The organism is Pseudomonas sp. TH34, from assembly GCF_016650865.1.
Classification (GTDB): Bacteria; Pseudomonadota; Gammaproteobacteria; order Pseudomonadales; family Pseudomonadaceae; genus Aquipseudomonas; species Aquipseudomonas yamanorum.
Window position 1 is genome coordinate 19,421 of sequence record NZ_JAEKFB010000004.1, and the last position, 24,676, is coordinate 44,096.

The 24,676-nt window shown below is 56.8% G+C and carries 37 protein-coding genes; 34 read left to right on the forward strand and 3 right to left on the reverse strand.

Translation table 11 applies throughout. The features are described from left to right. The first annotated feature begins 93 nt into the window (after positions 1-93). The 30 genes from rpsJ to bfr all read left to right on the forward strand — a co-directional run bounded on the left by rpsJ (position 94) and on the right by bfr (position 16,115). Positions 94-405, forward strand: a complete 312-nt coding sequence (rpsJ, locus tag JFU58_RS02680; RefSeq protein ID WP_003210084.1) for a 30S ribosomal protein S10 — start codon at positions 94-96, stop codon at positions 403-405. A gap of 81 nt (positions 406-486) precedes the next feature. Further along, a complete protein-coding gene (rplC, locus tag JFU58_RS02685) occupies positions 487-1,122 on the forward strand; it encodes a 50S ribosomal protein L3 (RefSeq protein WP_003194649.1) in 636 nt (211 codons plus the stop codon). A 12-nt stretch (positions 1,123-1,134) separates the two neighbouring features. After that, positions 1,135-1,737 carry a 50S ribosomal protein L4 gene (gene rplD, locus JFU58_RS02690; protein ID WP_003210082.1) on the forward strand — a complete coding sequence of 201 codons (603 nt, stop codon included), beginning with the start codon at positions 1,135-1,137 and terminating at the stop codon, positions 1,735-1,737. Beyond that, a complete protein-coding gene (gene rplW, locus JFU58_RS02695) occupies positions 1,734-2,033 on the forward strand; it encodes a 50S ribosomal protein L23 (protein ID WP_002555488.1) in 300 nt (99 codons plus the stop codon). Before rplD ends, rplW begins: the two co-directional genes overlap by 4 nt. A 14-nt stretch (positions 2,034-2,047) precedes the next feature. Next, positions 2,048-2,872, forward strand: a complete 825-nt coding sequence (gene rplB, locus JFU58_RS02700) for a 50S ribosomal protein L2 (protein WP_003210080.1) — start codon at positions 2,048-2,050, stop codon at positions 2,870-2,872. 16 nt (positions 2,873-2,888) lie between these two features. Then, positions 2,889-3,164: a 30S ribosomal protein S19 gene (gene rpsS / locus JFU58_RS02705; RefSeq protein WP_002555486.1), complete on the forward strand. Its 276-nt coding sequence runs from the start codon at positions 2,889-2,891 to the stop codon at positions 3,162-3,164. A 13-nt stretch (positions 3,165-3,177) separates the two neighbouring features. Continuing rightward, positions 3,178-3,510 (forward strand): 50S ribosomal protein L22, encoded by a 333-nt coding sequence (gene rplV / locus JFU58_RS02710; protein ID WP_003210077.1) that lies wholly within the window; start codon positions 3,178-3,180, stop codon positions 3,508-3,510. Positions 3,511-3,523: 13 nt separating this feature from the next. Further along, positions 3,524-4,210: a 30S ribosomal protein S3 gene (rpsC, locus tag JFU58_RS02715; RefSeq protein ID WP_003176422.1), complete on the forward strand. Its 687-nt coding sequence runs from the start codon at positions 3,524-3,526 to the stop codon at positions 4,208-4,210. 12 nt (positions 4,211-4,222) lie between these two features. Then, complete coding sequence (rplP, locus tag JFU58_RS02720) at positions 4,223-4,636, forward strand: 50S ribosomal protein L16 (protein ID WP_003232424.1); 414 nt, start codon at positions 4,223-4,225, stop codon at positions 4,634-4,636. Beyond that, the gene (gene rpmC / locus JFU58_RS02725; RefSeq protein WP_002555481.1) at positions 4,636-4,827 is read left to right on the forward strand and encodes a 50S ribosomal protein L29; all 192 of its coding nucleotides are present in this window, start codon (positions 4,636-4,638) and stop codon (positions 4,825-4,827) included. The genes rplP and rpmC overlap by 1 nt, the downstream gene beginning before the upstream one ends. 2 nt (positions 4,828-4,829) lie before the next feature. Next, positions 4,830-5,096 carry a 30S ribosomal protein S17 gene (rpsQ, locus tag JFU58_RS02730; protein WP_003176419.1) on the forward strand — a complete coding sequence of 89 codons (267 nt, stop codon included), beginning with the start codon at positions 4,830-4,832 and terminating at the stop codon, positions 5,094-5,096. Positions 5,097-5,119: 23 nt separating this feature from the next. Further along, entirely contained in the window at positions 5,120-5,488 is a 369-nt protein-coding gene (gene rplN / locus JFU58_RS02735) for a 50S ribosomal protein L14 (protein ID WP_002555479.1), read from the forward strand. An 11-nt stretch (positions 5,489-5,499) separates the two neighbouring features. Then, positions 5,500-5,814 (forward strand): 50S ribosomal protein L24, encoded by a 315-nt coding sequence (gene rplX, locus JFU58_RS02740; RefSeq protein WP_003210072.1) that lies wholly within the window; start codon positions 5,500-5,502, stop codon positions 5,812-5,814. Between the two features lie 20 nt (positions 5,815-5,834). Continuing rightward, positions 5,835-6,374, forward strand: a complete 540-nt coding sequence (rplE, locus tag JFU58_RS02745; protein ID WP_003210069.1) for a 50S ribosomal protein L5 — start codon at positions 5,835-5,837, stop codon at positions 6,372-6,374. Positions 6,375-6,387: 13 nt separating this feature from the next. After that, on the forward strand, positions 6,388-6,693 hold the full coding sequence (rpsN, locus tag JFU58_RS02750) for a 30S ribosomal protein S14 (protein WP_003176414.1): 306 nt from the start codon (positions 6,388-6,390) through the stop codon (positions 6,691-6,693). 208 nt (positions 6,694-6,901) lie between these two features. Further along, positions 6,902-7,294, forward strand: a complete 393-nt coding sequence (gene rpsH / locus JFU58_RS02755; protein WP_003186040.1) for a 30S ribosomal protein S8 — start codon at positions 6,902-6,904, stop codon at positions 7,292-7,294. A 12-nt stretch (positions 7,295-7,306) separates the two neighbouring features. Next, positions 7,307-7,840, forward strand: coding sequence for a 50S ribosomal protein L6 (gene rplF, locus JFU58_RS02760; RefSeq protein WP_003176412.1), 534 nt, complete (start codon positions 7,307-7,309; stop codon positions 7,838-7,840). A 10-nt stretch (positions 7,841-7,850) separates the two neighbouring features. Next, positions 7,851-8,201: a 50S ribosomal protein L18 gene (gene rplR, locus JFU58_RS02765; protein WP_003186037.1), complete on the forward strand. Its 351-nt coding sequence runs from the start codon at positions 7,851-7,853 to the stop codon at positions 8,199-8,201. Between the two features lie 3 nt (positions 8,202-8,204). Beyond that, entirely contained in the window at positions 8,205-8,705 is a 501-nt protein-coding gene (rpsE, locus tag JFU58_RS02770; RefSeq protein ID WP_003186035.1) for a 30S ribosomal protein S5, read from the forward strand. A gap of 2 nt (positions 8,706-8,707) precedes the next feature. Next, positions 8,708-8,884 (forward strand): 50S ribosomal protein L30, encoded by a 177-nt coding sequence (gene rpmD, locus JFU58_RS02775; protein WP_003186033.1) that lies wholly within the window; start codon positions 8,708-8,710, stop codon positions 8,882-8,884. A gap of 4 nt (positions 8,885-8,888) precedes the next feature. Next, entirely contained in the window at positions 8,889-9,326 is a 438-nt protein-coding gene (rplO, locus tag JFU58_RS02780; RefSeq protein WP_003210066.1) for a 50S ribosomal protein L15, read from the forward strand. Beyond that, positions 9,327-10,655, forward strand: a complete 1,329-nt coding sequence (secY, locus tag JFU58_RS02785) for a preprotein translocase subunit SecY (protein ID WP_003210064.1) — start codon at positions 9,327-9,329, stop codon at positions 10,653-10,655. A gap of 27 nt (positions 10,656-10,682) precedes the next feature. Further along, on the forward strand, positions 10,683-10,799 hold the full coding sequence (gene rpmJ, locus JFU58_RS02790) for a 50S ribosomal protein L36 (RefSeq protein ID WP_002555468.1): 117 nt from the start codon (positions 10,683-10,685) through the stop codon (positions 10,797-10,799). A gap of 129 nt (positions 10,800-10,928) precedes the next feature. Continuing rightward, positions 10,929-11,285, forward strand: a complete 357-nt coding sequence (gene rpsM / locus JFU58_RS02795; protein ID WP_003210063.1) for a 30S ribosomal protein S13 — start codon at positions 10,929-10,931, stop codon at positions 11,283-11,285. Positions 11,286-11,315: 30 nt separating this feature from the next. Beyond that, positions 11,316-11,705, forward strand: coding sequence for a 30S ribosomal protein S11 (gene rpsK / locus JFU58_RS02800; RefSeq protein WP_002555466.1), 390 nt, complete (start codon positions 11,316-11,318; stop codon positions 11,703-11,705). A gap of 18 nt (positions 11,706-11,723) precedes the next feature. Continuing rightward, positions 11,724-12,344, forward strand: a complete 621-nt coding sequence (rpsD, locus tag JFU58_RS02805; protein WP_003210056.1) for a 30S ribosomal protein S4 — start codon at positions 11,724-11,726, stop codon at positions 12,342-12,344. Positions 12,345-12,366: 22 nt separating this feature from the next. Then, positions 12,367-13,368: a DNA-directed RNA polymerase subunit alpha gene (locus JFU58_RS02810; protein WP_003176403.1), complete on the forward strand. Its 1,002-nt coding sequence runs from the start codon at positions 12,367-12,369 to the stop codon at positions 13,366-13,368. A 41-nt stretch (positions 13,369-13,409) separates the two neighbouring features. Beyond that, complete coding sequence (gene rplQ / locus JFU58_RS02815; protein WP_003210053.1) at positions 13,410-13,796, forward strand: 50S ribosomal protein L17; 387 nt, start codon at positions 13,410-13,412, stop codon at positions 13,794-13,796. Between the two features lie 250 nt (positions 13,797-14,046). Further along, positions 14,047-15,495 carry a catalase gene (locus tag JFU58_RS02820; protein ID WP_201139809.1) on the forward strand — a complete coding sequence of 483 codons (1,449 nt, stop codon included), beginning with the start codon at positions 14,047-14,049 and terminating at the stop codon, positions 15,493-15,495. Positions 15,496-15,650: 155 nt separating this feature from the next. Next, on the forward strand, positions 15,651-16,115 hold the full coding sequence (bfr, locus tag JFU58_RS02825) for a bacterioferritin (RefSeq protein ID WP_003210048.1): 465 nt from the start codon (positions 15,651-15,653) through the stop codon (positions 16,113-16,115). A gap of 68 nt (positions 16,116-16,183) precedes the next feature. Here bfr and uvrA read toward each other — a convergent pair whose 3' ends face one another. Further along, a complete protein-coding gene (uvrA, locus tag JFU58_RS02830) occupies positions 16,184-19,018 on the reverse strand; it encodes an excinuclease ABC subunit UvrA (protein ID WP_010174605.1) in 2,835 nt (944 codons plus the stop codon). 178 nt (positions 19,019-19,196) lie between these two features. Here uvrA and JFU58_RS02835 point away from each other — a divergent pair, with 178 nt between their 5' ends. Then, complete coding sequence (locus tag JFU58_RS02835; protein WP_017476314.1) at positions 19,197-20,591, forward strand: MFS transporter; 1,395 nt, start codon at positions 19,197-19,199, stop codon at positions 20,589-20,591. A gap of 9 nt (positions 20,592-20,600) precedes the next feature. Then, positions 20,601-21,119: a single-stranded DNA-binding protein gene (locus JFU58_RS02840; RefSeq protein ID WP_003210042.1), complete on the forward strand. Its 519-nt coding sequence runs from the start codon at positions 20,601-20,603 to the stop codon at positions 21,117-21,119. 90 nt (positions 21,120-21,209) lie between these two features. Here the strand turns inward: JFU58_RS02840 and JFU58_RS02845 are convergent, their stop codons facing one another. Then, positions 21,210-22,118 (reverse strand): LysR family transcriptional regulator, encoded by a 909-nt coding sequence (locus JFU58_RS02845; protein ID WP_063026819.1) that lies wholly within the window; start codon positions 22,116-22,118, stop codon positions 21,210-21,212. Between the two features lie 104 nt (positions 22,119-22,222). On the opposite strand from JFU58_RS02845, the gene tam reads away from it, so the two are divergent. Continuing rightward, a complete protein-coding gene (tam, locus tag JFU58_RS02850) occupies positions 22,223-22,984 on the forward strand; it encodes a trans-aconitate 2-methyltransferase (RefSeq protein ID WP_201139810.1) in 762 nt (253 codons plus the stop codon). A 12-nt stretch (positions 22,985-22,996) separates the two neighbouring features. Here tam and JFU58_RS02855 read toward each other — a convergent pair whose 3' ends face one another. Then, the gene (locus JFU58_RS02855; protein WP_177071999.1) at positions 22,997-23,548 is read right to left on the reverse strand and encodes a cysteine hydrolase family protein; all 552 of its coding nucleotides are present in this window, start codon (positions 23,546-23,548) and stop codon (positions 22,997-22,999) included. Positions 23,549-23,643: 95 nt separating this feature from the next. Between JFU58_RS02855 and JFU58_RS02860 the strand changes: the two genes are divergently transcribed. Continuing rightward, positions 23,644-24,624 (forward strand): GlxA family transcriptional regulator, encoded by a 981-nt coding sequence (locus JFU58_RS02860; RefSeq protein WP_063026822.1) that lies wholly within the window; start codon positions 23,644-23,646, stop codon positions 24,622-24,624. Positions 24,625-24,676: the final 52 nt, after the last annotated feature.

The window sequence follows — 24,676 nt, forward strand, 5'->3', positions numbered from 1 at the left end:
AGTTGACACCCATATGGGGCGTCTATAGAATTGCGCCTCCTTTTAACGGGCGTGTTGCGCTCGCTGGGAATAGCAGCCGGAGTCTGAAATCCAATGGCAAATCAGCAAATTCGTATCAGGTTGAAGGCTTTTGACCACAAACTGATCGACCAATCCACCCAGGAAATCGTGGAAACCGCGAAACGTACTGGTGCTCAAGTGCGTGGTCCAATTCCACTGCCTACCCGTAAAGAGCGGTTCACCGTTCTGGTCTCCCCGCACGTCAACAAAGACGCGCGTGACCAGTACGAGATCCGTACTCATAAGCGCGTGCTGGACATCGTCCTGCCAACGGATAAAACCGTTGATGCACTTATGAAGCTTGATCTGGCGGCCGGTGTGGAAGTACAGATCAGCCTCGGCTAAGACTTGGGTCTTAGTCGTGTAACGCTCTGAAATGGGCGGCCATAGCGGGTGAAAGCCCCGTACACTCATGAGGTTTACAACATGACTATTGGTGTAGTCGGTCGTAAATGCGGTATGACCCGTATTTTCACCGAAGAAGGTGTCTCCATTCCGGTCACGGTCATTGAGATCGAACCGAATCGCGTCACCCAGTTTAAAACTGAAGAAACCGATGGCTATCGTGCAGTGCAAGTCACTGTCGGCGAGCGTCGTGCTTCGCGTGTGACTGCTGCTCAAGCAGGTCACTTCGCTAAAGCAAACGTTGCAGCTGGTCGTACTGTCATGGAGTTCCGTCTTGAAGACGGCGACTACCAGGCTGGCGATCTGATCAACGCTGAAATCTTCGCCGCTGGTCAACTGGTTGATGTAACCGGTCAGTCCAAAGGTAAAGGCTTCCAGGGTACGATCAAGCGTTGGAATTTCCGTGGCCAAGACAACACTCACGGTAACTCCGTTTCCCACCGCGTCCCGGGCTCTATTGGCCAGTGCCAGACTCCTGGTCGTGTATTCAAGGGCAAAAAAATGTCCGGTCATATGGGCGCTGAGCGCGTGACCGTGCAGTCCCTCGAAGTAGTGCGCGTCGACGCTGAACGCAATCTGTTGTTGGTCAAGGGTGCTGTTCCTGGCGCTACTGGCGGCAACCTGGTTGTACGTCCAGCGGCCAAGGCTCGCGGTTAAGGGGAAGCTGACATGCAATTAAATGTAAATGACGCTCAAGCGATCGAAGTTTCCGAACTGACATTTGGCGGCGAATTCAACGAGACGCTGGTTCACCAAGCAGTCGTGGCCTACATGGCTGGCGGCCGTCAAGGTAGCAAGCAGCAAAAGACCCGTTCCGACGTTCGTGGTGGCGGTAAGCGCCCTTGGCGTCAGAAAGGTACTGGCCGTGCTCGTGCCGGTACTATCCGTAGCCCAATCTGGCGTGGCGGCGGTACCACTTTCGCAGCACGTCCACAGGATCACACCCAGAAGCTCAACAAGAAGATGTATCGCGCAGCACTGCGCTCCATCCTTGCTGAACTCGTGCGTACTGATCGTCTGGTCGTGGTTCAGGACTTCGCTGTTGAAGCGCCGAAAACCAAAGATCTGCTGAACAAGCTGAACGGCATGGGCCTGACTGACGTCCTGATCGTGTCTGAAGCTGTTGATCAGAACCTGTACCTGGCTGCTCGCAACCTGCCACACGTTGATGTACGTGACGTGCAAGGTTCCGATCCAGTTAGTCTGATCGCATACGACAAGGTGTTGATCACCGTGTCGGCCGTGAAGAAATTCGAGGAGCTGCTGGGATGAACCAGGAACGCGTATTTAAAGTTCTGCTTGGCCCGCACGTTTCCGAAAAGGCTACGGTTCTGGCTGACAAGAAAGGCCAGTTCGTTTTCAAGGTTGCAACTGACGCAACCAAGCTGGAAATCAAGAAGGCCGTCGAAAGCCTGTTCAGCGTGAAAGTAGAGCGTGTTACTACCCTGAATGTTCTGGGTAAGAGCAAGCGCACTGCTCGCGGTCTGGGCAAGCGTAATGACTGGAAGAAGGCAGTTATCTCCCTTCAGCCAGGCCAAGATCTCGATTTCAGCAGCAGTGCTGAGTAAGGAAGGGGTGCATCATGGCAATCGTTAAATGCAAACCGACTTCCCCTGGCCGCCGTTTTGTGGTCAAGGTGGTCAACCAGGAGCTGCATAAAGGCGCTCCTCACGCACCGCTGCTCGAGAAGAAATCGAAGACTGGTGGTCGTAACAACAATGGTCGTATTACCACTCGTCACATCGGTGGTGGCCATAAGCAGCATTATCGTCTGGTCGACTTCCGTCGCAACGACAAAGATGGCATCGCTGCCACTGTCGAGCGTATCGAATACGATCCAAACCGTACTGCTCACATCGCTCTGCTGCTGTACGCAGATGGCGAGCGTCGCTACATCATCGCCCCTAAAGGCGTGAGTGCTGGTGACCAGCTGATCGCAGGTGCTTTGGCACCGATCAAGCCGGGCAACGCTCTGCAACTGCGCAACATTCCAGTTGGTAGCACCGTACACGGCATCGAATTGAAGCCGGGTAAAGGCGCGCAAATCGCTCGTTCCGCTGGTGCTTCGGCTCAGCTGATCGCTCGTGAAGGTGTCTACGTGACCCTGCGTCTGCGCTCTGGTGAAATGCGTAAAGTACTGGCTGAATGCCGTGCGACCCTGGGCGAAGTCTCGAACTCCGAGCACAGCCTGCGTTCGCTGGGTAAAGCTGGTGCCAAACGCTGGCGTGGCGTTCGCCCAACCGTTCGTGGTGTTGCCATGAACCCGGTTGACCACCCACACGGTGGTGGTGAAGGTCGTACCTCTGGTGGTCGTCATCCGGTATCGCCATGGGGCTTCCCGACTAAGGGCGCGAAGACTCGTGGTAATAAGCGTACCGACAAAATGATCGTCCGTCGTCGCAAGTAAATAGAGGGATACGACAGTGCCACGTTCTCTGAAAAAAGGTCCTTTTATTGATCTTCACCTACTGAAGAAGATCGAAGTGGCGGCGGAAAAGAACGATCGCAAACCGGTGAAAACCTGGTCGCGTCGTTCGATGATCCTGCCACAAATGGTCGGTCTGACCATTGCAGTGCATAACGGTCGTCAACATGTTCCAGTTCTCGTGAACGAAGACATGGTCGGCCACAAACTAGGCGAGTTTGCCGGTACCCGCACATATCGTGGGCACGTGGCAGACAAGAAAGCCAAGCGTTAAGGGGTAAGGAACGATGGAAGTAGCCGCTAAGTTGTCGGGCGCTCGAATCTCCGCCCAGAAAGCCCGCTTGGTCGCCGACCAGATCCGCGGGAAGAAGGTGGGCGAAGCGCTCAACCTGTTGGCTTTCAGCAGTAAGAAAGCCGCCGAGATCATCAAGAAAGTGCTGGAGTCGGCCGTAGCCAACGCCGAGCACAACGAAGGCGCAGACGTTGATGACCTTAAGGTCAGCACCGTTTTCGTCAACGAAGGGCGTTCGCTGAAGCGCATCATGCCTCGTGCCAAAGGCCGAGCTGATCGCATCGTCAAGCGGTCTTGCCATATCACTGTCAAGGTTGCTGACAAGTAACGGAGTCGAAGAGATGGGTCAGAAAGTACATCCCATTGGCATTCGCCTGGGAATCGTCAAGGAGCACACCTCCGTCTGGTACGCAGACGGTCGGACTTATGCGGACTACTTGTTCGCTGATCTGAAGGTGCGTGAGTATCTCCAAGACAAACTAAAAAGCGCGTCCGTGAGCCGTATCGATATCCATCGTCCTGCTCAAACTGCACGTATCACCATCCACACCGCTCGTCCAGGTATCGTTATCGGGAAGAAAGGTGAAGATGTTGAGAAACTGCGTCAGGACCTGACCAAGCAAATGGGTGTGCCTGTGCACATCAATATCGAAGAGATCCGTAAGCCGGAGCTCGACGGTATGCTGGTTGCGCAGAGCGTAGCTCAGCAGCTGGAGCGTCGCGTAATGTTCCGTCGCGCTATGAAGCGCGCAGTACAGAACGCCATGCGCATTGGTGCCAAGGGCATCAAAATCCAAGTGAGCGGTCGTCTCGGCGGTGCTGAAATCGCACGTACTGAATGGTATCGCGAAGGTCGTGTGCCATTGCACACCCTGCGTGCCGACATCGACTATGCCAACTACGAAGCTCACACCACTTACGGTGTGATCGGTGTAAAGGTTTGGATCTTCAAGGGCGAAGTAATTGGTGGTCGCCAAGAAGAACTGAAACCACAAGCACCAGCGCCTCGTAAAAAAGCTGCTAAGTAAGGGGTACGCCAAATGTTGCAACCTAAGCGTACGAAGTTCCGCAAGCAGATGACAGGCCACAACCGTGGTCTGGCTCAGCGCGGTAGCAAAGTCAGCTTCGGCGAGTTCGCGCTGAAGTCTGTAGCTCGTGGTCGTCTCACCGCTCGTCAGATCGAGTCAGCGCGTCGTGCACTGACCCGTCACGTAAAACGTGGCGGCAAGATCTGGATCCGTGTATTCCCGGACAAGCCGATCTCCAAAAAACCTCTCGAGGTTCGGATGGGTAAAGGTAAGGGTAACGTGGAATACTGGGTAGCCCAGATTCAGCCAGGTAAAGTCCTGTATGAAATCGAGGGTGTAACTGAAGAGCTGGCGCGTGAGGCTTTTGCCCTGGCTGCTGCAAAGCTGCCGCTCGCCACCGCCTTTGTTAAACGGACGGTGATGTGATGAAAGCGAATGAACTTCGTGAAAAATCCGCACAGCAGCTGAACGAGCAACTGCTCGGCCTGCTGCGCGACCAGTTCAATCTGCGTATGCAGAAAGCAACTGGCCAGTTGGGGCAGTCTCATCTGCTCTCGCAAGTTAAGCGTGACATTGCTCGCGTGAAAACTGTGCTCAACCAGCAGGCAGGTAAGTGATCATGGCTGAAGCCGAAAAGACTGTCCGTACGCTGACTGGCCGTGTTGTCAGCGACAAGATGGACAAAACCATCACCGTTTTGATCGAGCGTCGCGTTAAGCACCCGATCTACGGTAAATACGTTAAGCGTTCGACTAAGCTGCACGCGCACGACGAAACCAATCAGTGCCACATCGGCGACAAAGTCACTATTCGTGAAACTCGTCCGCTGGCCAAGACCAAGTCTTGGGCGCTGGTTGATGTTCTCGAACGCGCTGTGGAAGTCTAAGGACTAGGGGTCGGAGAAATTATATGATTCAGACTCAATCCATGCTCGATGTGGCCGATAACAGCGGCGCACGCCGCGTTATGTGCATCAAGGTGCTGGGTGGCTCCCATCGTCGTTACGCTGGTATCGGTGACATCATCAAAGTTACCGTGAAGGAAGCAATTCCTCGCGGTAAAGTGAAAAAAGGCCAAGTGATGACTGCTGTTGTAGTCCGCACTCGTCACGGCGTACGCCGTGCAGATGGCTCCATTATCCGCTTTGATGGCAACGCTGCTGTTCTTCTGAACAACAAGCAAGAGCCGATCGGCACCCGTATCTTTGGGCCAGTGACCCGTGAACTTCGTACTGAGAAGTTCATGAAGATCGTCTCGCTCGCCCCAGAAGTGCTGTAAGGAGATCCGACATGCAAAAGATTCGTCGTGACGACGAGATCATCGTGATCGCCGGCAAAGACAAAGGTAAGCGCGGTAAGGTGCTGAAGGTTCTTGCTGATGACCGTCTGGTCGTTAGTGGTCTGAACCTGGTCAAGCGTCATACCAAGCCTAACCCGATGTCGGGCGTACAAGGCGGTATCGTCGAGAAAGAAGCGCCACTGCACGCTTCTAACGTCGCCATCTTCAACGGCGAAACCAACAAGGCTGACCGCGTTGGTTTCAAAGTAGAAGAAGGTAAGAAAATTCGTGTCTTCAAGTCGACCCAAAAAGCGGTTGATGCTTGAACACTGCTAGGTAGAAGACCATGGCACGACTAAAAGAGATTTACCGGAAGGAAATCGCACCGAAACTTAAGGAAGAACTTAAGCTTTCGAACGTGATGGAAGTTCCGCGCGTTACCAAAATCACCCTGAACATGGGTCTGGGCGAAGCGATCGGCGACAAAAAAGTCATCGAGCACGCTGTTGCTGACCTGGAAAAGATCACCGGCCAAAAAGTCGTTGTGACCTACGCTCGGAAATCCATCGCTGGCTTTAAAGTCCGTGAAGGTTGGCCGATCGGCGTCAAAGTGACTCTGCGCCGTGAGCGTATGTACGAATTCCTGGATCGTCTGCTGTCGATCTCCCTGCCTCGGGTCCGCGACTTCCGCGGCCTGAATGCCAAGTCCTTCGATGGTCGTGGTAACTACAGCATGGGCGTTAAAGAGCAGATCATCTTCCCGGAAATCGACTACGACAAGATCGATGCTCTCCGCGGTCTGGACATCACCCTGACCACCACTGCCAAGAACGATGATGAAGGCCGCGCTCTGCTGCGTGCGTTCAAATTCCCGTTCCGCAACTGATTGGAGTAGGACCATGGCCAAGATGAGCATGAAAAACCGCGAGCTGAAACGTCAGCTCACGGTTGCCAAGTACGCCAAGAAGCGTGCAGCACTGAAAGCAATCATCGTTGATCTGAACGCAAGTCCAGAAGCGCGTTGGGAAGCTACAGTTGCTCTGCAGAAGCAGCCACGTGACGCAAGCGCTTCGCGCATGCGTAACCGCTGCCGCCTGACCGGTCGTCCACACGGCGTTTACCGCAAGTTCGGCCTCGGCCGTAACAAACTGCGTGAAGCGGCAATGCGTGGTGACGTACCAGGTCTGGTTAAAGCCAGCTGGTAAGTACTTTCGAAGTCCAGGTGGTCAGGATCGCAAGATACTGACCGCCGGTGACCTAGAATCTGGAACAAGCCCCTTTTGGGGCTTGTTTCATTTCCGGAGTGTGTCTAAAATACGCGGCTCGCCTGAGCCCGTGTGTTTTGTGCTCGGAGATTCTCGGCGACACGTAATGGCCGCAAGGCTAATTTTTTTGTATTAGGAGCGTCTAGCCATGAGTATGCAGGACCCGTTAGCGGACATGCTAACTCGTATCCGTAATGCCCAGATGGCTGAAAAGTCCGTCGTAAGCATGCCATCTTCCACGTTGAAGGTTGCTGTTGCCAAAGTCCTGAAAGACGAAGGCTACATTGCGGGTTATCAGATCAGCAGCGAAATCAAACCACTGCTGTCCATCGAGCTGAAGTACTTCGAAGGCCGTCCGGTCATCGAGGAAGTGAAGCGCGTTAGCCGTCCAGGCCTGCGTCAGTACAAGTCCGTTGATGATCTGCCAAAAGTTCGTGGCGGTCTCGGTGTGTCTATCGTCTCCACCAACAAAGGTGTGATGACGGATCGTGCTGCGCGCGCTGCCGGTGTCGGCGGCGAAGTTCTTTGCACTGTGTTCTAAGGGGGGATAAGCATGTCACGCGTCGCTAAGAACCCCGTTAAGCTGCCAGCCGGTGTCGAAGTAAAATTCGCAGGCCAACAGCTTTCGGTGAAGGGTGCCAAGGGCACTCTGGAACTGAACATCCATTCGTCCGTTGAGATCGTTGAAGAAGCTGGTGAGCTGCGTTTCGCTGCTCGCAATGGCGATCAACAAACTCGCGCAATGGCCGGTACCACTCGTGCGTTGGTAAACAACATGGTCCAAGGCGTAAGCCAAGGCTTCGAGCGTAAGCTCCAGCTGGTCGGTGTTGGTTACAAAGCGCAAGCAAAAGGCACGGTTCTGAACCTGGCCCTTGGCTTCTCGCACCCAGTGGATTACGAACTGCCGGAAGGCATCACCGCTGAGACCCCAAGCCAAACCGATATCCTGATCAAGGGTATTGATAAGCAGCTGGTAGGTCAGGTGGCCGCTGAGATCCGCGACTTCCGTCCACCAGAGCCGTACAAAGGCAAAGGTGTGCGCTACGCGGACGAAGTCGTCCGTCGTAAAGAAGCCAAGAAGAAGTAGGGCATAGCAAATGACCGACAAAAAAGTTACTCGACTGCGTCGCGCTCGCAAAGCACGCCTGAAAATGCACGAACTCGAAGTCGTGCGTCTCTGCGTGTTCCGCTCGTCGCAGCACATCTACGCCCAGGTCATCTCGGCCGACGGCAACAAAGTCCTGGCAAGCGCCTCGACTTTGGATAAAGAACTGCGTGATGGTGCCACTGGCAACATCGACGCGGCCACTAAGGTTGGCCAGCTGGTCGCTACGCGTGCTAAGGCCGCTGGCGTCTCGCAAGTGGCTTTCGACCGCTCTGGCTTCAAGTACCACGGCCGCGTGAAAGCGCTGGCTGATGCTGCTCGTGAAGCTGGGCTGGAGTTCTAAGTTATGTCAAATAACGACCAAAAGCGCGACGAAGGCTACATTGAGAAGCTGGTTCAAGTTAACCGCGTAGCCAAAACCGTTAAAGGCGGCCGTATCTTCACTTTCACCGCGTTGACCGTGGTTGGTGATGGTAAAGGGCGTGTTGGCTTCGGCCGTGGCAAGTCACGTGAAGTGCCTGCTGCGATCCAGAAGGCAATGGAAGCTGCTCGTCGCAACATGATCCAAGTTGATCTGAACGGCACCACTCTGCAGTACGCAATGAAGTCCGCTCACGGCGCTTCGAAGGTGTACATGCAGCCTGCTTCTGAAGGTACCGGTATCATCGCTGGCGGCGCTATGCGTGCTGTCCTCGAAGTTGCTGGCGTTCAGAACGTTCTGGCCAAGTGCTACGGCTCGACTAACCCGGTAAACGTGGTTCACGCCACTTTTAAAGGTTTGAAGGCTATGCAGTCTCCTGAATCCATTGCCGCCAAGCGTGGCAAAAGCGTTAAGGAGATCTTCTGATCATGGCTACCGTTAAAGTAACGCTGATCAAAAGCATGACCGGCCGCATCCCTAACCACAAATTGTGCGTTAAGGGTTTGGGTCTGCGTCGCATCGGTCACACTGTAGAAGTACTTGATACTCCCGAGAATCGCGGGATGATCAACAAGGCTTACTACATGCTGCGTGTCGAGGGTTAATTCGATGAAACTCAATGATCTGAGTCCAGCGCCGGGCTCCCGTCGCGAAAAGCATCGTCCGGGCCGTGGTATCGGTAGTGGTTTGGGTAAGACCGGTGGCCGTGGCCACAAAGGTCAGTCCTCCCGCTCCGGTGGCACCATCGCTCCAGGCTTTGAAGGCGGTCAACAGCCGCTGCATCGTCGCCTGCCGAAGTTCGGTTTCGTTTCCCTGAAAGCCATGGACCGCGCAGAAGTGCGTCTGTCCGAGCTGGCCAAAGTGGAAGGCGACATCGTTACCGTGCAGACCCTGAAAGATGCCAACGTGATCAACGTCAACGTACAGCGTGTGAAAATCATGCTGTCCGGTGAAGTGACTCGCGCTGTCACTATCGGCAAGGGAATCGGCGCCACCAAAGGTGCGCGTTCGGCTATCGAAGCAGCTGGCGGCAAGTTCGAGGAATAAATGGCTAAGCAAGGTGCTCTCTCAGCGCTCGGCAAAGGCGGTATGTCTGAACTTTGGGCTCGTCTGCGTTTTCTGTTCCTGGCGATTATCGTCTACCGAATAGGCGCACACATCCCGGTTCCAGGTATCAACCCGGACCGACTCGCAGACCTGTTTCGACAGAATGAGGGGACCATTCTTAGCTTGTTCAACATGTTTTCCGGCGGTGCGCTGGAACGGATGAGCATCTTTGCGCTGGGGATCATGCCGTACATCTCGGCATCGATCATCATGCAGCTGATGACCGCCGTTAGCCCGCAGCTGGAGCAGTTGAAGAAGGAAGGTGAAGCTGGCCGTCGCAAGATAAGCCAGTACACCCGCTACGGCACTGTCATCCTCGCCCTGGTTCAGGCTATCGGCATGTCCGTTGGTCTGGCCGGGCAGGGTGTTGCGTTCACTGGTGACTTTGGCTTCCATTTCGTCGCGGTATCCACTTTTGTGGCTGGTGCGATGTTCATGATGTGGCTGGGTGAGCAGATTACTGAGCGTGGTGTTGGTAACGGTATCTCGATGTTGATTTTCGCAGGTATCGTTGCCGGTCTTCCGAGAGCGATTGGGCAGTCTTTCGAGTCTGCACGTCAGGGTGATATCAATATCTTCGCCTTGGTTGCCATCGGTTTGTTGGCAGTAGCGATTATCGGTTTTGTGGTGTTCATTGAGCGTGGCCAGCGTCGTATTGCTGTTCACTACGCCAAGCGTCAGCAGGGCCGTAAGGTCTTTGCCGCGCAGACCAGCCACTTGCCGCTGAAAGTGAACATGGCCGGGGTTATTCCTGCCATTTTCGCGAGCAGCATTTTGCTGTTTCCGGCTTCGTTGGGTGCCTGGTTCGGTCAGTCTGAAGGTATGGGCTGGTTGCAGGACATCTCGCAGTCGATCGCTCCTGGTCAGCCGTTGAATATTCTGCTGTTTAGTGCAGGGATTATTTTCTTCTGCTTCTTCTATACGGCGTTGATGTTCAATCCGAAAGACGTAGCGGAAAACCTGAAGAAGTCCGGTGCCTTTATTCCGGGTATTCGTCCAGGTGAGCAGTCTGCGCGCTACATTGATGGCGTTCTGACTCGCTTGACCATGTTCGGTGCTCTATATATGACGGCCGTGTGCTTGTTGCCCCAGTTCCTGGTGGTTGCAGCAAACGTTCCGTTCTACCTTGGCGGGACCTCGTTGCTGATCGTCGTCGTGGTTGTGATGGACTTCATGTCCCAAGTACAATCGCACCTCGTTTCGCACCAGTACGAATCCCTGATGAAGAAAGCCAACCTGAAGGGTTACGGCAGCGGCATGTTGCGCTGAGTACCCATAAGGTTCGAGGAGTTGGTGATGAAAGTTCGTGCATCGGTGAAAAAGCTGTGCCGTAACTGCAAGATTATTCGCCGCGAAGGTGTTGTTCGAGTAATTTGCAGCGCGGAACCGCGTCACAAACAGCGCCAAGGCTGAGTGTGATCCGCTTGAAGCCCGGCAGCTAGTGCGCTGCCGGGTTGATTATTTGTTATTACAGCGATATTATCTCGCGCCCTATTTCTTGGCTTCCGGGGCGTAGGTAGCTGTCAATTGGAGTCCCACTGAATGGCCCGTATTGCAGGCGTTAACATTCCAGATAACAAGCACACTGTTATCTCGCTGACCTACATCTATGGTGTTGGTCGCACTACTGCGCAGAAAATTTGCGCAGACACTGGGGTAAACCCAGCCGCAAAGATCAAAGATCTGAGCGACGAGCAGATTGAGCTGTTGCGTGGCGAAGTGGCGAAGTTCACCACTGAAGGTGACCTGCGTCGCGAAATCAACATGAAAATCAAGCGTTTGATGGACCTCGGTTGCTACCGTGGTCTGCGTCATCGTCGTGGTCTTCCAGTACGCGGTCAGCGTACCAAGACTAACGCGCGTACCCGTAAAGGTCCGCGTAAGCCGATCCGCAAGTAATCGCCCACGCGAATCGACAGGAAATTAATCATGGCAAAACCTGCTGCTCGTCCTCGTAAAAAAGTTAAAAAGACAGTGGTTGATGGCATCGCCCACATCCATGCATCTTTTAACAACACAATCGTGACCATCACCGACCGTCAAGGTAACGCGCTTTCTTGGGCTACCTCCGGTGGTTCGGGTTTCCGCGGTTCCCGCAAGTCCACCCCGTTTGCTGCTCAAGTAGCTGCTGAACGTGCTGGTCAAGCTGCGCTGGAATATGGCCTGAAAAACCTCGACGTTAACGTCAAAGGTCCAGGTCCAGGTCGTGAGTCTGCTGTCCGTGCATTGAACGGCTGTGGCTATAAGATCGCCAGCATCACCGACGTGACGCCAATCCCGCACAACGGGTGCCGTCCGCCGAAGAAGCGCCGCGTGTAATCCAGGAGATTGTAAAGAATGGCTCGTTACATTGGTCCAAAATGCAAACTCGCTCGTCGTGAAGGCACCGATCTCTTTCTGAAGAGCGGCGTGCGCGCGATCGAATCGAAGTGCAACATTGAAGCAGCACCTGGTATCCACGGCCAACGCCGCGGTCGCCAGTCCGATTACGGCACCCAACTGCGTGAAAAGCAGAAGGTCCGTCGTATCTACGGCGTTCTCGAGCGTCAGTTCAGCGGCTACTACAAAGAAGCTGCTGGCAAGAAAGGTGCAACCGGTGAAAACCTGCTGCAACTGCTCGAATGCCGTCTGGACAACGTTGTATACCGTATGGGCTTTGGTTCGACTCGTGCCGAATCCCGTCAGCTGGTATCGCACAAATCCGTCAGCGTAAACGGCCAAACCGTTAACGTCCCGTCGTACCAGGTTCGTGCTGGTGACGTGGTCGCGATTCGCGAGAAAGCAAAAAATCAACTTCGCATTGTCCAAGCTCTCGATCTGTGTGCCCAACGTGGCCGCGTAGAATGGGTAGAAGTAGACACTGAGAAGAAGTCGGGCGTTTTCAAGAACGTTCCTGCTCGCAGTGATCTGTCCGCCGACATCAACGAAAGCCTGATTGTCGAGCTCTACTCCAAGTAAGGGCTAGAAAATAGGTGCATCCATGCAGATTTCGGTAAATGAGTTCCTGACACCCCGTCACATTGATGTGCAGGTTGTCAGTCCAACCCGCGCCAAGATCACTCTCGAGCCTCTCGAGCGTGGTTTTGGCCACACCCTGGGCAACGCGCTGCGCCGCATCCTGTTGTCCTCAATGCCCGGCTGTGCAGTAGTCGAGGCCGAGATTGACGGTGTGCTCCACGAGTACAGCGCCATCGAAGGTGTACAGGAAGACGTAATTGAAATCCTGTTGAACCTTAAAGGTCTGGCTATCAAGCTGCACGGCCGTGACGAAGTTACGCTGACCTTGTCGAAGAAGGGTTCGGGGGTGGTTACCGCTGCCGATATTCAGCTGGATCATGATGTCGAGATCGTTAATCCCGATCACGTAATCGCTAACCTGGCGTCTAACGGCGCCCTGAACATGAAGCTCACCGTAGCTCGTGGTCGTGGTTATGAACCGGCCGACTCGCGTCAGAGCGATGAAGACGAAAGCCGCAGCATTGGTCGCTTGCAGCTTGACTCTTCGTTCAGCCCGGTTCGCCGTATCGCATACGTGGTGGAAAACGCCCGTGTCGAACAGCGTACTAACCTGGACAAGCTGGTTATTGATCTGGAAACCAACGGTACTCTGGATCCTGAAGAGGCTATCCGCCGCGCTGCAACCATTCTGCAACAGCAGTTGGCTGCGTTCGTCGACCTCAAAGGTGACAGCGAACCAGTGGTAATCGAGCAGGAAGACGAGATCGATCCGATCCTGCTTCGCCCGGTTGACGATCTGGAACTGACTGTACGTTCGGCTAACTGCCTTAAGGCGGAAAACATTTACTACATCGGCGATCTGATTCAGCGCACCGAAGTAGAACTGTTGAAGACTCCGAACCTGGGCAAGAAATCCTTGACTGAAATCAAGGACGTTCTGGCCTCCCGCGGTCTGTCCCTCGGCATGCGCCTCGACAACTGGCCGCCTGCAAGTCTTAAGAAGGACGACAAGGCGACTGCCTGATCGTCGTAATCACCGAACGTGAGTTTGGTAAGGAATGAACCATGCGTCATCGTAAAAGTGGTCGTCACCTGAGCCGTACCAGCTCGCACCGTAAGGCTATGTTCCAGAACATGGCGGTGTCGCTGTTCGAGCACGAGCTGATCAAAACTACACTGCCGAAAGCTAAAGAACTGCGTCGCGTTGCTGAGCCGCTGATTACTTTGGCCAAGACAGACAGCCTGGCTAACCGCCGTCTGGCTTTCGACCGTACTCGTTCGAAAGCTATCGTTGGTAAGCTCTTCAACGACCTGGGCAAGCGTTACGCTACCCGTGAGGGTGGCTACCTGCGCATCCTCAAGTGCGGTTTCCGCGCTGGTGACAACGCGCCTATGGCGTACGTTGAGCTGATCGATCGTCCAGTTGGCGGTGAAGCTGTATCCGCTGAGTAAGACGTCAGTCTGTAACGAAGAACCGGGCCTAGTGCCCGGTTTTTTGTGCGCGTTAGAAAACTCGAATAACCTCGAGCGGATAGTCATTCGGCTCTTTAATCCGTGTTTAGCTATCCGTTCGGGTTGTTCGTTAGTTAATTTCTATCGAAGATCATGATTTAATGAATTTGATGGTGTCATCTTCCTGGTCAATACTGCCCCCCAAGCCGATTAGCCGGCAGTTCCAAGACTGACCTGAGGAAGATTGAGCATGAGCCAGAATAAAACCCTTACTACCGCCAGCGGCGCCCCCGTTGCCGATAACCAGAATTCCCGTTCGGCCGGCCCACGCGGCCCATTGCTGCTCGACGATTTTCACCTGATCGAGAAGCTCGCCCACTTCAACCGTGAAAACATCCCTGAGCGTCGCGTACACGCCAAAGGCTCGGGTGCCTACGGTACCTTCACCGTCACCCAAAACATCACTCAGTACACCAGCGCCAAGCTGTTCGAGTCCGTGGGTAAGCAAACTCCGACCTTCCTGCGCTTCTCCACGGTAGGTGGCGAGCGCGGTTCGGCTGACACTGAGCGCGACCCACGTGGTTTCGCCTTGAAGTTCTATACCGAAGAAGGCAACTGGGACATCGTTGGCAACAACACCCCGGTGTTCTTCATCCGTGACCCGCTGAAATTTCCGGACTTCATCCACACCCAAAAGCGCCTGCCGCAAAGCAACCTGAAAAGTGCACAGATGATGTGGGACTTCTGGTCGCACTCCCCTGAGGCGCTGCACCAGGTCACCATCCTGTTTTCGGACCGCGGCATCCCGGACGGCTACCGCCACATGCACGGCTTCGGCAGCCACACCTACAGCCTGATCAACGCCAAAGGCGAGCGTCACTGGGTGAAGTGGCACTACAAGACCAAGCAAGGCATCAAGAACCTGGCGCCGGCTGACGCTGCACGCTTGGCAGGTACCGACCCTGATTACGCCCAGCGCGATCTGTTCGGCGCTATCGAGCGCGGCGACTTCCCGAAATGGCGCGTGTGCATCCAGATCATGACGGAAGCCCAGGCGAACGCTCACTACGAGAACCCGTTCGACGTGACCAAGACCTGGTCGCAGAAAGAGTTCCCGCTGATCGAAGTCGGCGAACTGGAACTGAACCGCAACCCGCTGAACTACTTCGCTGAAGTTGAGCAGGCGGCTTTCGGTCCAAGCAACATGGTTCCGGGTGTTGGCTTGTCGCCAGACCGCATGCTGCAAGGTCGCGTGTTCGCTTACGCTGATGCCCACCGCTACCGTGTCGGCACCAATCACCAGCACCTGCCGGTGAACGCGCCACGCAGCCCGGTCAACAGCTACCAGCGTGACGGCTCGATGGCATTCGGCGCCAATGGTGGTGCGGCTCCCAACTACGAGCCAAACAGCTATGCCGATGCACCGAAACAGGCTCCTCAGTATGCCGAGCCAGCCTTGGCCCTGAGCGGCGCGGCGGATCGTTACGATCACCGCGAGGACACCGACTACTACAGCCATGCCGGTGCGCTGTTCCGCCTGATGAATGATGGGCAGAAAGCCCTGCTGATCAACAACATCGCCGGCGCCATGGCAGGGGTTTCCAGCGACGTGGTCCAGCGCCAGTTGCAGTACTTCTTCAAGGCAGATCCGGCTTATGGAGAAGGGATCGCATCTGCACTGGGTGTATCGCTTAACTAACTCTAAACGATAAGCAGAACCGCCCTCATTTGGGCGGTTTTTGCGTTATTTCAGCTACTTTTCACCGGAAATCTTCACTTTTCTGCCGTTGGTCCCGTGACCTCCGGGTCATCATGGTTCAAACTACAGACTTTCAAGCAGGGAGATGTAGGGCGATGCAAGGTCACCCCGACGTAATCGATTACCTCAACACGTTGCTGACGGGCGAACTGGCAGCTCGTGACCAATATTTCATTCACTCGCGGATGTACGAAGACTGGGGCTTTACCGAGCTCTACGAGCGTATCAACCACGAAATGGAAGAAGAGGCACAGCACGCCGACGCGCTGATGCGCCGTATCCTGATGCTCGAAGGCACGCCACGTATGCGTCCCGACGACCTGGATACCGGCACCACGGTGCCAGAGATGCTCGCCAGCGACCTGCGCCTTGAGTACAAGGTCCGTGCCGCGCTCTGCAAGGGCATCGAGCTCTGCGAGCAGCACAACGACTACGTCACGCGGGAAATCCTGCGGGTGCAGTTGAACGACACTGAAGAAGATCACACCTACTGGCTGGAAAAGCAGTTGGGCCTGATCAAGTTGATTGGCCTGGAGAACTACCTGCAATCGCAGTTCTGATTCCTCCGGCTACGAAAAAGCCCCTGTCACTGTGTAAGTGACAGGGGCTTTTTCGTGGGCCTGAACAATCAGTCCTTGTCGCGGGCCAGCAGCGGCTTGAGATAGAAGCCTGTGTGAGACTGCTTCATCTCAGACACTTGCTCCGGTGTGCCGACCGCAATGATCTGCCCACCTTTGGAGCCGCCTTCCGGCCCCAGGTCCACCAGCCAGTCGGCGGTCTTGATCACATCCAGGTTGTGCTCGATCACCACCACCGTGTTGCCGTGGTCACGCAAGCGATGCAGTACATCCAGCAACTGCTGGATATCCGCGAAGTGCAAACCCGTAGTCGGCTCATCGAGGATATACAAGGTCTTGCCGGTATCACGCTTGGACAGCTCACGAGACAGCTTGACCCGCTGCGCCTCACCACCCGACAGCGTGGTCGCCGACTGCCCGAGCTTGATGTACGACAGGCCGACATCCATCAGCGTCTGCAGCTTGCGCGCCAGGGCCGGTACCGCGTCAAAGAACACTCGGGCTTCCTCGATCGTCATCTCGAGGGTTTCGTGAATGCTTTTGCCCTTGTACTTGATCTCCAGGGTTTCGCGGTTGTAGCGCTTGCTCTTGCACACGTCGCACGGCACGTAGATGTCCGGCAGGAAGTGCATCTCAACCTTGATCAAGCCATCGCCCTGGCACGCCTCGCAGCGCCCGCCCTTGACGTTGAACGAGAACCGGCCAGGCCCGTAGCCACGTGAGCGGGATTCCGGCACACCGGCGAACAGCTCGCGAATCGGCGTAAATAGCCCGGTGTAGGTCGCCGGGTTGGAACGCGGCGTGCGGCCAATCGGGCTTTGGTCGATATCGACCACCTTATCCAGGTGTTCCAGACCCTTGATGCTGTCGTGAGCGGCGGCTTCAAGAGTCGTCGCGCCGTTCAGTGCAGTGGCGCTCAACGGAAACAACGTGTTGTTGATCAGCGTCGACTTGCCCGAACCGGATACACCGGTCACGCAGGTCAGCAGTCCCAGCGGGATTTCCAGATCGACATTGCGCAAGTTGTTGCCGCGCGCGCCTTTGAGGTGCAGTGCCATCTTCTTGTTGCGCGGCGTACGTTTGGCCGGCACGGCGATCTTCACACGGCCCGACAAGTATTTGCCGGTCAGCGAGTCAGGATGCGCCATCACTTCTGCCGGAGTGCCCTCGGCGACAATATGCCCACCGTGCACACCCGCGCCCGGGCCGATGTCGACCACGTAGTCCGCAAGACGAATGGCATCTTCATCGTGCTCAACCACGATCACCGTATTACCGATGTCCCGAAGGTGCTTCAGCGTACCCAGCAAGCGATCGTTGTCCCGTTGATGCAAGCCAATGGACGGCTCATCGAGGATGTACAACACACCGACCAGGCCGGCGCCAATCTGGCTGGCCAAGCGAATCCGCTGGGCCTCACCACCGGAAAGCGTATCGGCACTGCGGTCCAGTGACAGGTAGTCCAACCCCACGTTAACCAGGAACTGCAACCGCTCACGAATTTCCTTGAGGATCTTGTCTGCAATCTCCCCGCGGCGTCCTGTCAGCTTCAGTGTGCCGAAGTATTCGCAGGCATCCCCAATCGGCAGGTTGGTCACTGCCGGCAGGGTTTTCTCACCGACCCACACATGCCGCGCTTCACGGCGCAGGCGCGTGCCACGGCAGTCCGGGCACGGCTGGGTGCTGAGGAACTTGGCCAGTTCTTCGCGCACGCTGGCGGATTCGGTCTCGCGGTAGCGTCGTTCCAGGTTCGGCACGATGCCTTCGAACGGGTGGGAGCGTTTGACGATATCGCCACGGTCGTTCAAATATTTGAAGTCGACGTTCTGCGAACCGCTGCCGTGCAGGATGAATTTCTGGTGTTCGGCCGTCAGTTCGTTGAAGGGCACTTCGAGGCTGAACTTATAGTGCGAGGCCAGCGAACCCAGCATCTGGAAGTAATAGACGTTACGCCTGTCCCAGCCGCGTATCGCGCCCTCCGCCAGCGTAAGGTCACCATTGACCAGGCGCTTGATGTCGAAGAATTGCTTAACCCCCAGGCCATCACAGGTCGGGCAGGCGCCCGCCGGGTTGTTGAAGGAGAACAGCTTCGGCTCCAGCTCGCTGATGGCATGGCCACAGATCGGGCAGGCGAAGCGCGCGGAGAAGATGATTTCTTCCCCTGGCTCGTCGTCCATCGGCGCTACCAGAGCAATACCGTCCGCCAGCTTCAATGCGGTTTCGAAGGACTCCGCCAGGCGCTGCTGCAAATCGGCACGCACCTTGAAGCGGTCGACCACTACGTCAATCGAATGCTTCTTCTGCTTATCCAGCTTCGGCGCTTCGTCCAGCTCATAGAGCTTGCCGTTGATCCGGGCACGAACAAAACCTTGCGCACGCAGTTCTTCGAAGACGGAAAGATGTTCACCCTTGCGCTCTCGAATCACCGGTGCCAGCAGCATCAGCTTGGCGCCTTCCGGCTGGGCCAGCACCAGGTCGACCATCTGGCTGACGGTCTGGGCTTCCAGGGGGATGTCGTGGTCCGGGCAACGGGGGATACCCACGCGGGCATACAGCAGGCGCAGGTAGTCGTAGATCTCGGTGATGGTGCCCACAGTAGAGCGCGGATTATGGGACGTTGATTTCTGTTCGATGGAAATCGCGGGCGACAGGCCTTCAATGGTGTCGACGTCGGGCTTTTCCATCATCGACAGGAATTGGCGGGCATAGGCCGACAGGGATTCCACGTAGCGGCGCTGGCCTTCGGCGTACAGCGTGTCAAACGCCAGGGACGACTTGCCGGACCCGGACAAGCCGGTGATGACGATCAGTTTGTCCCGTGGCAGGGTCAGGTCGATGTTCTTCAGGTTGTGGGTTCGAGCCCCACGAATCAGGATCTTGTCCAAGATGGCCTCGCACGGCGGGCGTAAATAATGCAGGAGTATACGGCTAAAGACTGGATGAATATACACTGTCAAAGTGCCGGGTGCAGCCTTACATGAAAGCTGCGCGGCAAAGCGCCGCATATACCCTCTCAATCGATGGGACTGGTAGAATCGCCGCCGGTTCACACGAGGTTTATCCATGCACGATCCCCACAGCGAACGCATGAGTGGCAGCGAGACCCGCGCAGCAAGCGGTCTGGCCCTGGTGTTCGCATTCCGTATGCTTGGCATGTTTATGGTGTTGCCGGTGCTGGCGACCTATGGAATGGATCTCGCAGGAGCGACCCCGGCCCTGATCGGCCTGGCGATTGGCGCCTATGGCCTGACCCAGGCGCTGTTTCAGATTCCGTTCGGGATCATTTCCGACCGCATCGGCCGCCGGCCGGTGATCTACCTGGGCCTGATCGTATTCGCCCTGGGCAGTGTGCTCGCGGCCAATGCCGACTCGATCTGGGGCGTGATCGCCGGACGCGTCCTGCAAGGCGCTGGCGCTATTTCCGCCGCCGTCATGGCGCTGCTCTCCGACCTGACCCGCGAACAACACCGCACCAAGGCCATGGCCATGATCGGCATGACCATTGGTCTTTCGTTCGCCGTGGCAATGGTGGTTGGCCCGCTGCTGACCCGCGCGTTCGGTTTGCACGGCCTGTTCCTGGCCACGGGTGGCATGGCACTGTTCGGCATCGTGATCGTTGCCTTTATGGTGCCGCATTCCACCGGGCCGCTGCAGCACCGTGAATCGGGCGTCGCGAAACAAGCGCTGTTGCCCACCCTCAAGCACCCGGACCTGCTGCGCCTGGATTTGGGTATCTTCGTATTACACGCGATGCTGATGTGCAGCTTCGTCGCCTTGCCCCTGGCCCTGGTGCAAAAAGCCGGGTTGCCCAAGGAGCAGCACTGGTGGGTATACCTTACTGCGCTGCTGATTTCCTTCTTCGCCATGATCCCGTTCATCATCTATGGCGAGAAGAAACGCAAAATGAAACGAGTTCTGCTGGGCGCCGTCGCGACATTGATGCTCACTGAGCTATTCTTCTGGCAGTTCGGCGACAGCCTGCGGGCGCTGGTGATCGGCACGGTGGTGTTCTTCACCGCGTTCAACCTGCTGGAGGCTTCGTTGCCTTCGCTGATCAGTAAGGTTTCACCGGCCGGCGGTAAAGGCACGGCGATGGGCGTGTATTCCACCAGCCAGTTCCTCGGTTCTGCACTGGGCGGGATCATGGGCGGCTGGATGTTCCAGCATGGCGGTTTGTCGGTTGTGTTCCTGGGATGCGCAGGTCTGGCTGCCCTCTGGCTAGCCTTTGCTGTTACCATGCGCGAACCTCCCTATGTGACGAGCCTGCGCTTGCCGTTATCGCCCGAAGCGATCCGCGAAGCCGGTCTGGTCGAGCGCCTTAAGGCCGTTGTTGGGGTTACGGATGCTGTGGTTGTTACTGAAGAAGCCGCCATCTACATCAAATTGGACACCGAATTATTGGATCGCGCGACGCTCGAGCAACTGGTCAACCCAGTGCCGACAGCGCGCCCAGCCTAGGAGAACGTTATGGCCCGTGGGGTTAACAAAGTCATATTGGTCGGTACATGCGGCCAGGATCCCGAAGTTCGCTACTTGCCGAACGGTAACGCCGTGACCAACCTGAGTCTGGCGACCAGCGAACAGTGGACCGACAAGCAAACCGGCCAGAAGGTCGAGAAAACCGAATGGCACCGTGTGTCGATGTTCGGCAAGGTTGCAGAGATCGCCGGTGAATACCTGCGCAAAGGTTCGCAGGTCTACATCGAAGGCAAACTGCAAACCCGCGAGTGGGAAAAAGACGGCATCAAGCGTTACACCACTGAAATCGTGGTCGACATGCAAGGCACCATGCAATTGCTGGGCGGCCGTCCACAGGGCGACCAGCAGGGCCAGGGCGGCATGTCCAACTCGGCACCGCGTCCACAGCAGCAGTCCCGTCCGCAGCCGACCCAGCAGCCACAGCGTGAGTCGCGTCCAGCGCCACAGCAGGCCGCTCCTCAGCCGGCAGCCGACTTCGACAGCTTTGATGACGATATCCCGTTCTAAGGTCGCTTGAGACCCGAACTGTCGCGTAGCACCTGAAAACCCCCGATGGCTTTTGCCTCGAGGGTTTTTCATTTCGTGGCTGGCAACCGGCTAAACATCAGTAGAGGCGGCGCTCACCACCAGTTCCCGAAACCGCTCCAGCACTGAAGACGTATCACCCACCCGCGTTGCCAAATGCAACGGCGCTACCAGGCTACGACACTCCGACAGCTCTCGATAAACAATCCCATCCCCCCGCAACCGCTGCATGGATGCCGGCACAATCGAAACCCCAAGCCCTGCAGCCACAAGGCTCAACGTCGCCGTCATGCGCGGCGCCTCTTGCACAACCTGCGGGCTGAAACCTGCTTCGCGACACGCCACCAGAATCGCGTCATACAACCCAAGTCCCACCCGGCGGCGATACAGCACAAACGCCTCGGTGGCCAATGCCGCCAACGGCAGCGGTGTCGACGGATCGATAGCCAGCGGGTGATCTGTGGGCAGCGCCAGCAACATCGGCTCCACCAGAATCGGTTCATCCTGCAACGCCTGCGTCCCGCTCAGCGGCGAACGGATAAATGCCGCGTCGAGTTTTTCATGGAGTAACGCGTCCAGCAGTTCACCCGTGCCAGCTTCTTCCAAAACAACAGAAACACCGACAAAGGTTTCCCGAAACAGGCGCAACACGCTGGGCACAAATGGATGCAAGGCGGCAGAGCTGGTGAAGCCAATCGCCAAGCGCCCACGTTCACCCCGGGCAGCGCGGCGCACAATGTCGGCCACACCATCGACGCTGGCCAAAATATGTCGTGCCTCTTCCAGCAAGGCTAACCCCGCAGTGGTCGGACGCACGCCCCGTGGCAGGCGCTCCATCAGCACCACGCCCAACTCGGCTTCCAGACTTTGCAACAGGCGCGTCAATGGCGGTTGCTGCATGCCCAGTCGTTCTGCTGCGCGGGTGATATAGCCTTCTTCGGCAATCGCGACGAAGGCCTTAAGCTGCCTGAGCTCCAGCATATGGAATACTTTTCAGGTATGGGAGGTGATCAATCCTGGCATTTGTTCTCATGGATCACAAGATTTAGGCTGTCGTCACTCCTCACAGAAGAAGGAACGCCGCAATGACCTGGTCAGCCAAGCAATACTCGATGTTCGAACAACAGCGCACCCGTCCCGTCCGGGATCTGGTCGCGGCCATCCCTGATGGCGACGTGCGCACCGCCGTCGACCTGGGCTGCGGCCCGGGCAACTCGACTGAGGTCCTGGCTGATCGCTTCCCGCAGGCGTTGGTCACCGGTATGGACAGCTCTGATGACATGCTGGTCGACGCCCGTAAGCGCCTGCCTGCGTTGAATTTTGAATTGGCTGATATCGGTGCCTGGAACCCGGCGCAGAAATTCGACGTCATCCTCGCCAATGCGTCGCTGCAATGGCTGCCCGACCACGCCACGCTGTATCCGCACCTGGTAAGTCAGTTGACGCCGGGTGGCACCCTGGCGGTGCAGACGCCCGACAACCTCGATGAACCGGCCCACAAGCTGGCGCGGGAAGTTGCCGCGGACGGTCCATGGGCCACAAAGATCGGCGCGGTGAAACATAACGAACGCCATACCGCGAGCTACTACTTTGAACTGCTGAGCAAACACTGCTCCACGGTGGATGTTTGGCGCACCACCTACCACCATCCGCTGGCAGGTTCTGCTGCGGTGGTGGAGTGGTTCAAAGGCTCGGCATTGCGCCCGTTCCTGGCGCCTCTGACTGAGTCAGAAAAGAGCGCCTTCCTGGACGAATACCTGGCGCGGATCACCAAGGCTTATCCAGCGCTGGCCGATGGCACTGTGTTGCTGCCGTTTCCGCGCCTTTTCATTATCGCTACCCGGTAAGAACAGGGGCGATCAATCGGCGGACAAGAACTGTTCCGCCGATACCACGCTCGCGTAAGCAAACCCCAACGACGACATAAACGCCGCATGCACCTGGGCCGCCGGCACGGTGGTGCCATTGAATTCGAGGTCCCGTGTCGCGCAGGCATCGTGGATTACCGTCACGGCGTAGCCCATATCCGCCGCCGCGCGCACCACGCCGTCGATGCACATATGGCTCATGCTCCCCACCACCACCAACTCGGTGATGCTGCGTTGTTCCAGCAGTGCCCGCAGGTTGGTTTCGCGGAACGCATTGACGAAATGCTTGAGCACCACCGGCTCATCGGCCTGGTTCAGCACCTTGGGGTGCAGATGCGCACCCTCCGAACCTGGGGTGAAGAAGGGCGCATCGTCGGAGGTAAATTCGTGACGTACATGAATCACCGCATCGCCCGCCTGGCGAAACGCCTGGAGCACTTGCTGTGCCTTGTCTGCCGCTGAGTCCACTCCTTCAAGCGGCCACTTGCCCTGGGGGAAGTAGTCGTTCTGGATATCGATTAGGATGAGTGCTTGCTTGGCCATGTTGGTTTCCTTGTGAGGGTTGATGCGTCCAGTATCCTGGCTGGCGCGGCGCCTGGGGATTGGCCGCACCGACAATAACAGAGGGAAAACTGACAATGGCGATCGTCGAGCTCGGCGTGCTGATCTACAGCGGTGCGCAAATGGCCGCCGTGCATGGCTTGACCGACCTGTTCGCGGTCGCCAACCGGATTGCGGCCGAGCATCAGTCCGAGCAACTGCCGTCTCTGCGCATCAGTCATTGGCAGGCCGAAACAGGCCATGCGCCGACCCGTGTGTTCGACAGCCAGCCCGGTAGCGGGAATGGGCTGACCGCCTTGCTGATTCCACCCTCCATCGCCGGCTTTTCCGAAGGCCAGGCGTCCGCTGAATTGCTGGATTGGCTGCGCCAGCAACACCGCACCGGGACCATTCTGGGCGGGGTGTGCGTGGGCTCGATCCTGATGGCGGAAAGCGGCCTGTTGGACGGTCGCAGCGCCACCACGCACTGGACGTCGGCCAAGTCTTTCGCCGCCCGTTATCCGGCGATTCGCCTGGAAGCCGACAAACCCATCGTCGACGACGGCGACCTGATCACCACCGCCGGCCTTATGGCCTGGTCCGAACTGGGCCTGCGCCTGGTGGACCGTTTGCTCGGCCCGAGCATCGCTGCCAGCACTGCGCGTTTCCTGGTGATCGAACACAGCGACAGCGCCAGTGAATGCGGGAGTAACTTTGCGCCGATCCTCGCCCACGGCGACGCTGCGATTCTCAGGGTGCAGCATTGGCTGCAGGCCAGCGGTGCGGTGGATGTTTCGTTGGCTGCCATGGCGCTAGAGGCGGGACTTGAGGAGCGCACCTTCCTGCGACGGTTCCGCGCCGCTACGGGTTTGAAACCCACCGAATACTGCCAGCACCTGCGAGTGGGCAAGGCGCGGCAGATGCTGGAGTTCACCAACGGCACCATTGATCACATCGCCTGGACCGTGGGTTACCAGGATCCCGGTGCTTTCCGCGCCACCTTCAAGAAAATCACCGGGCTGGCGCCAAGCGACTACCGCAGCCGTTTCGGCGTAACCCCAACCAAGGCCCAAGCATGAATCGTGCAGAAAACCGCGACACCGGGATCACTTCGTGCAGAATAAAACAGGC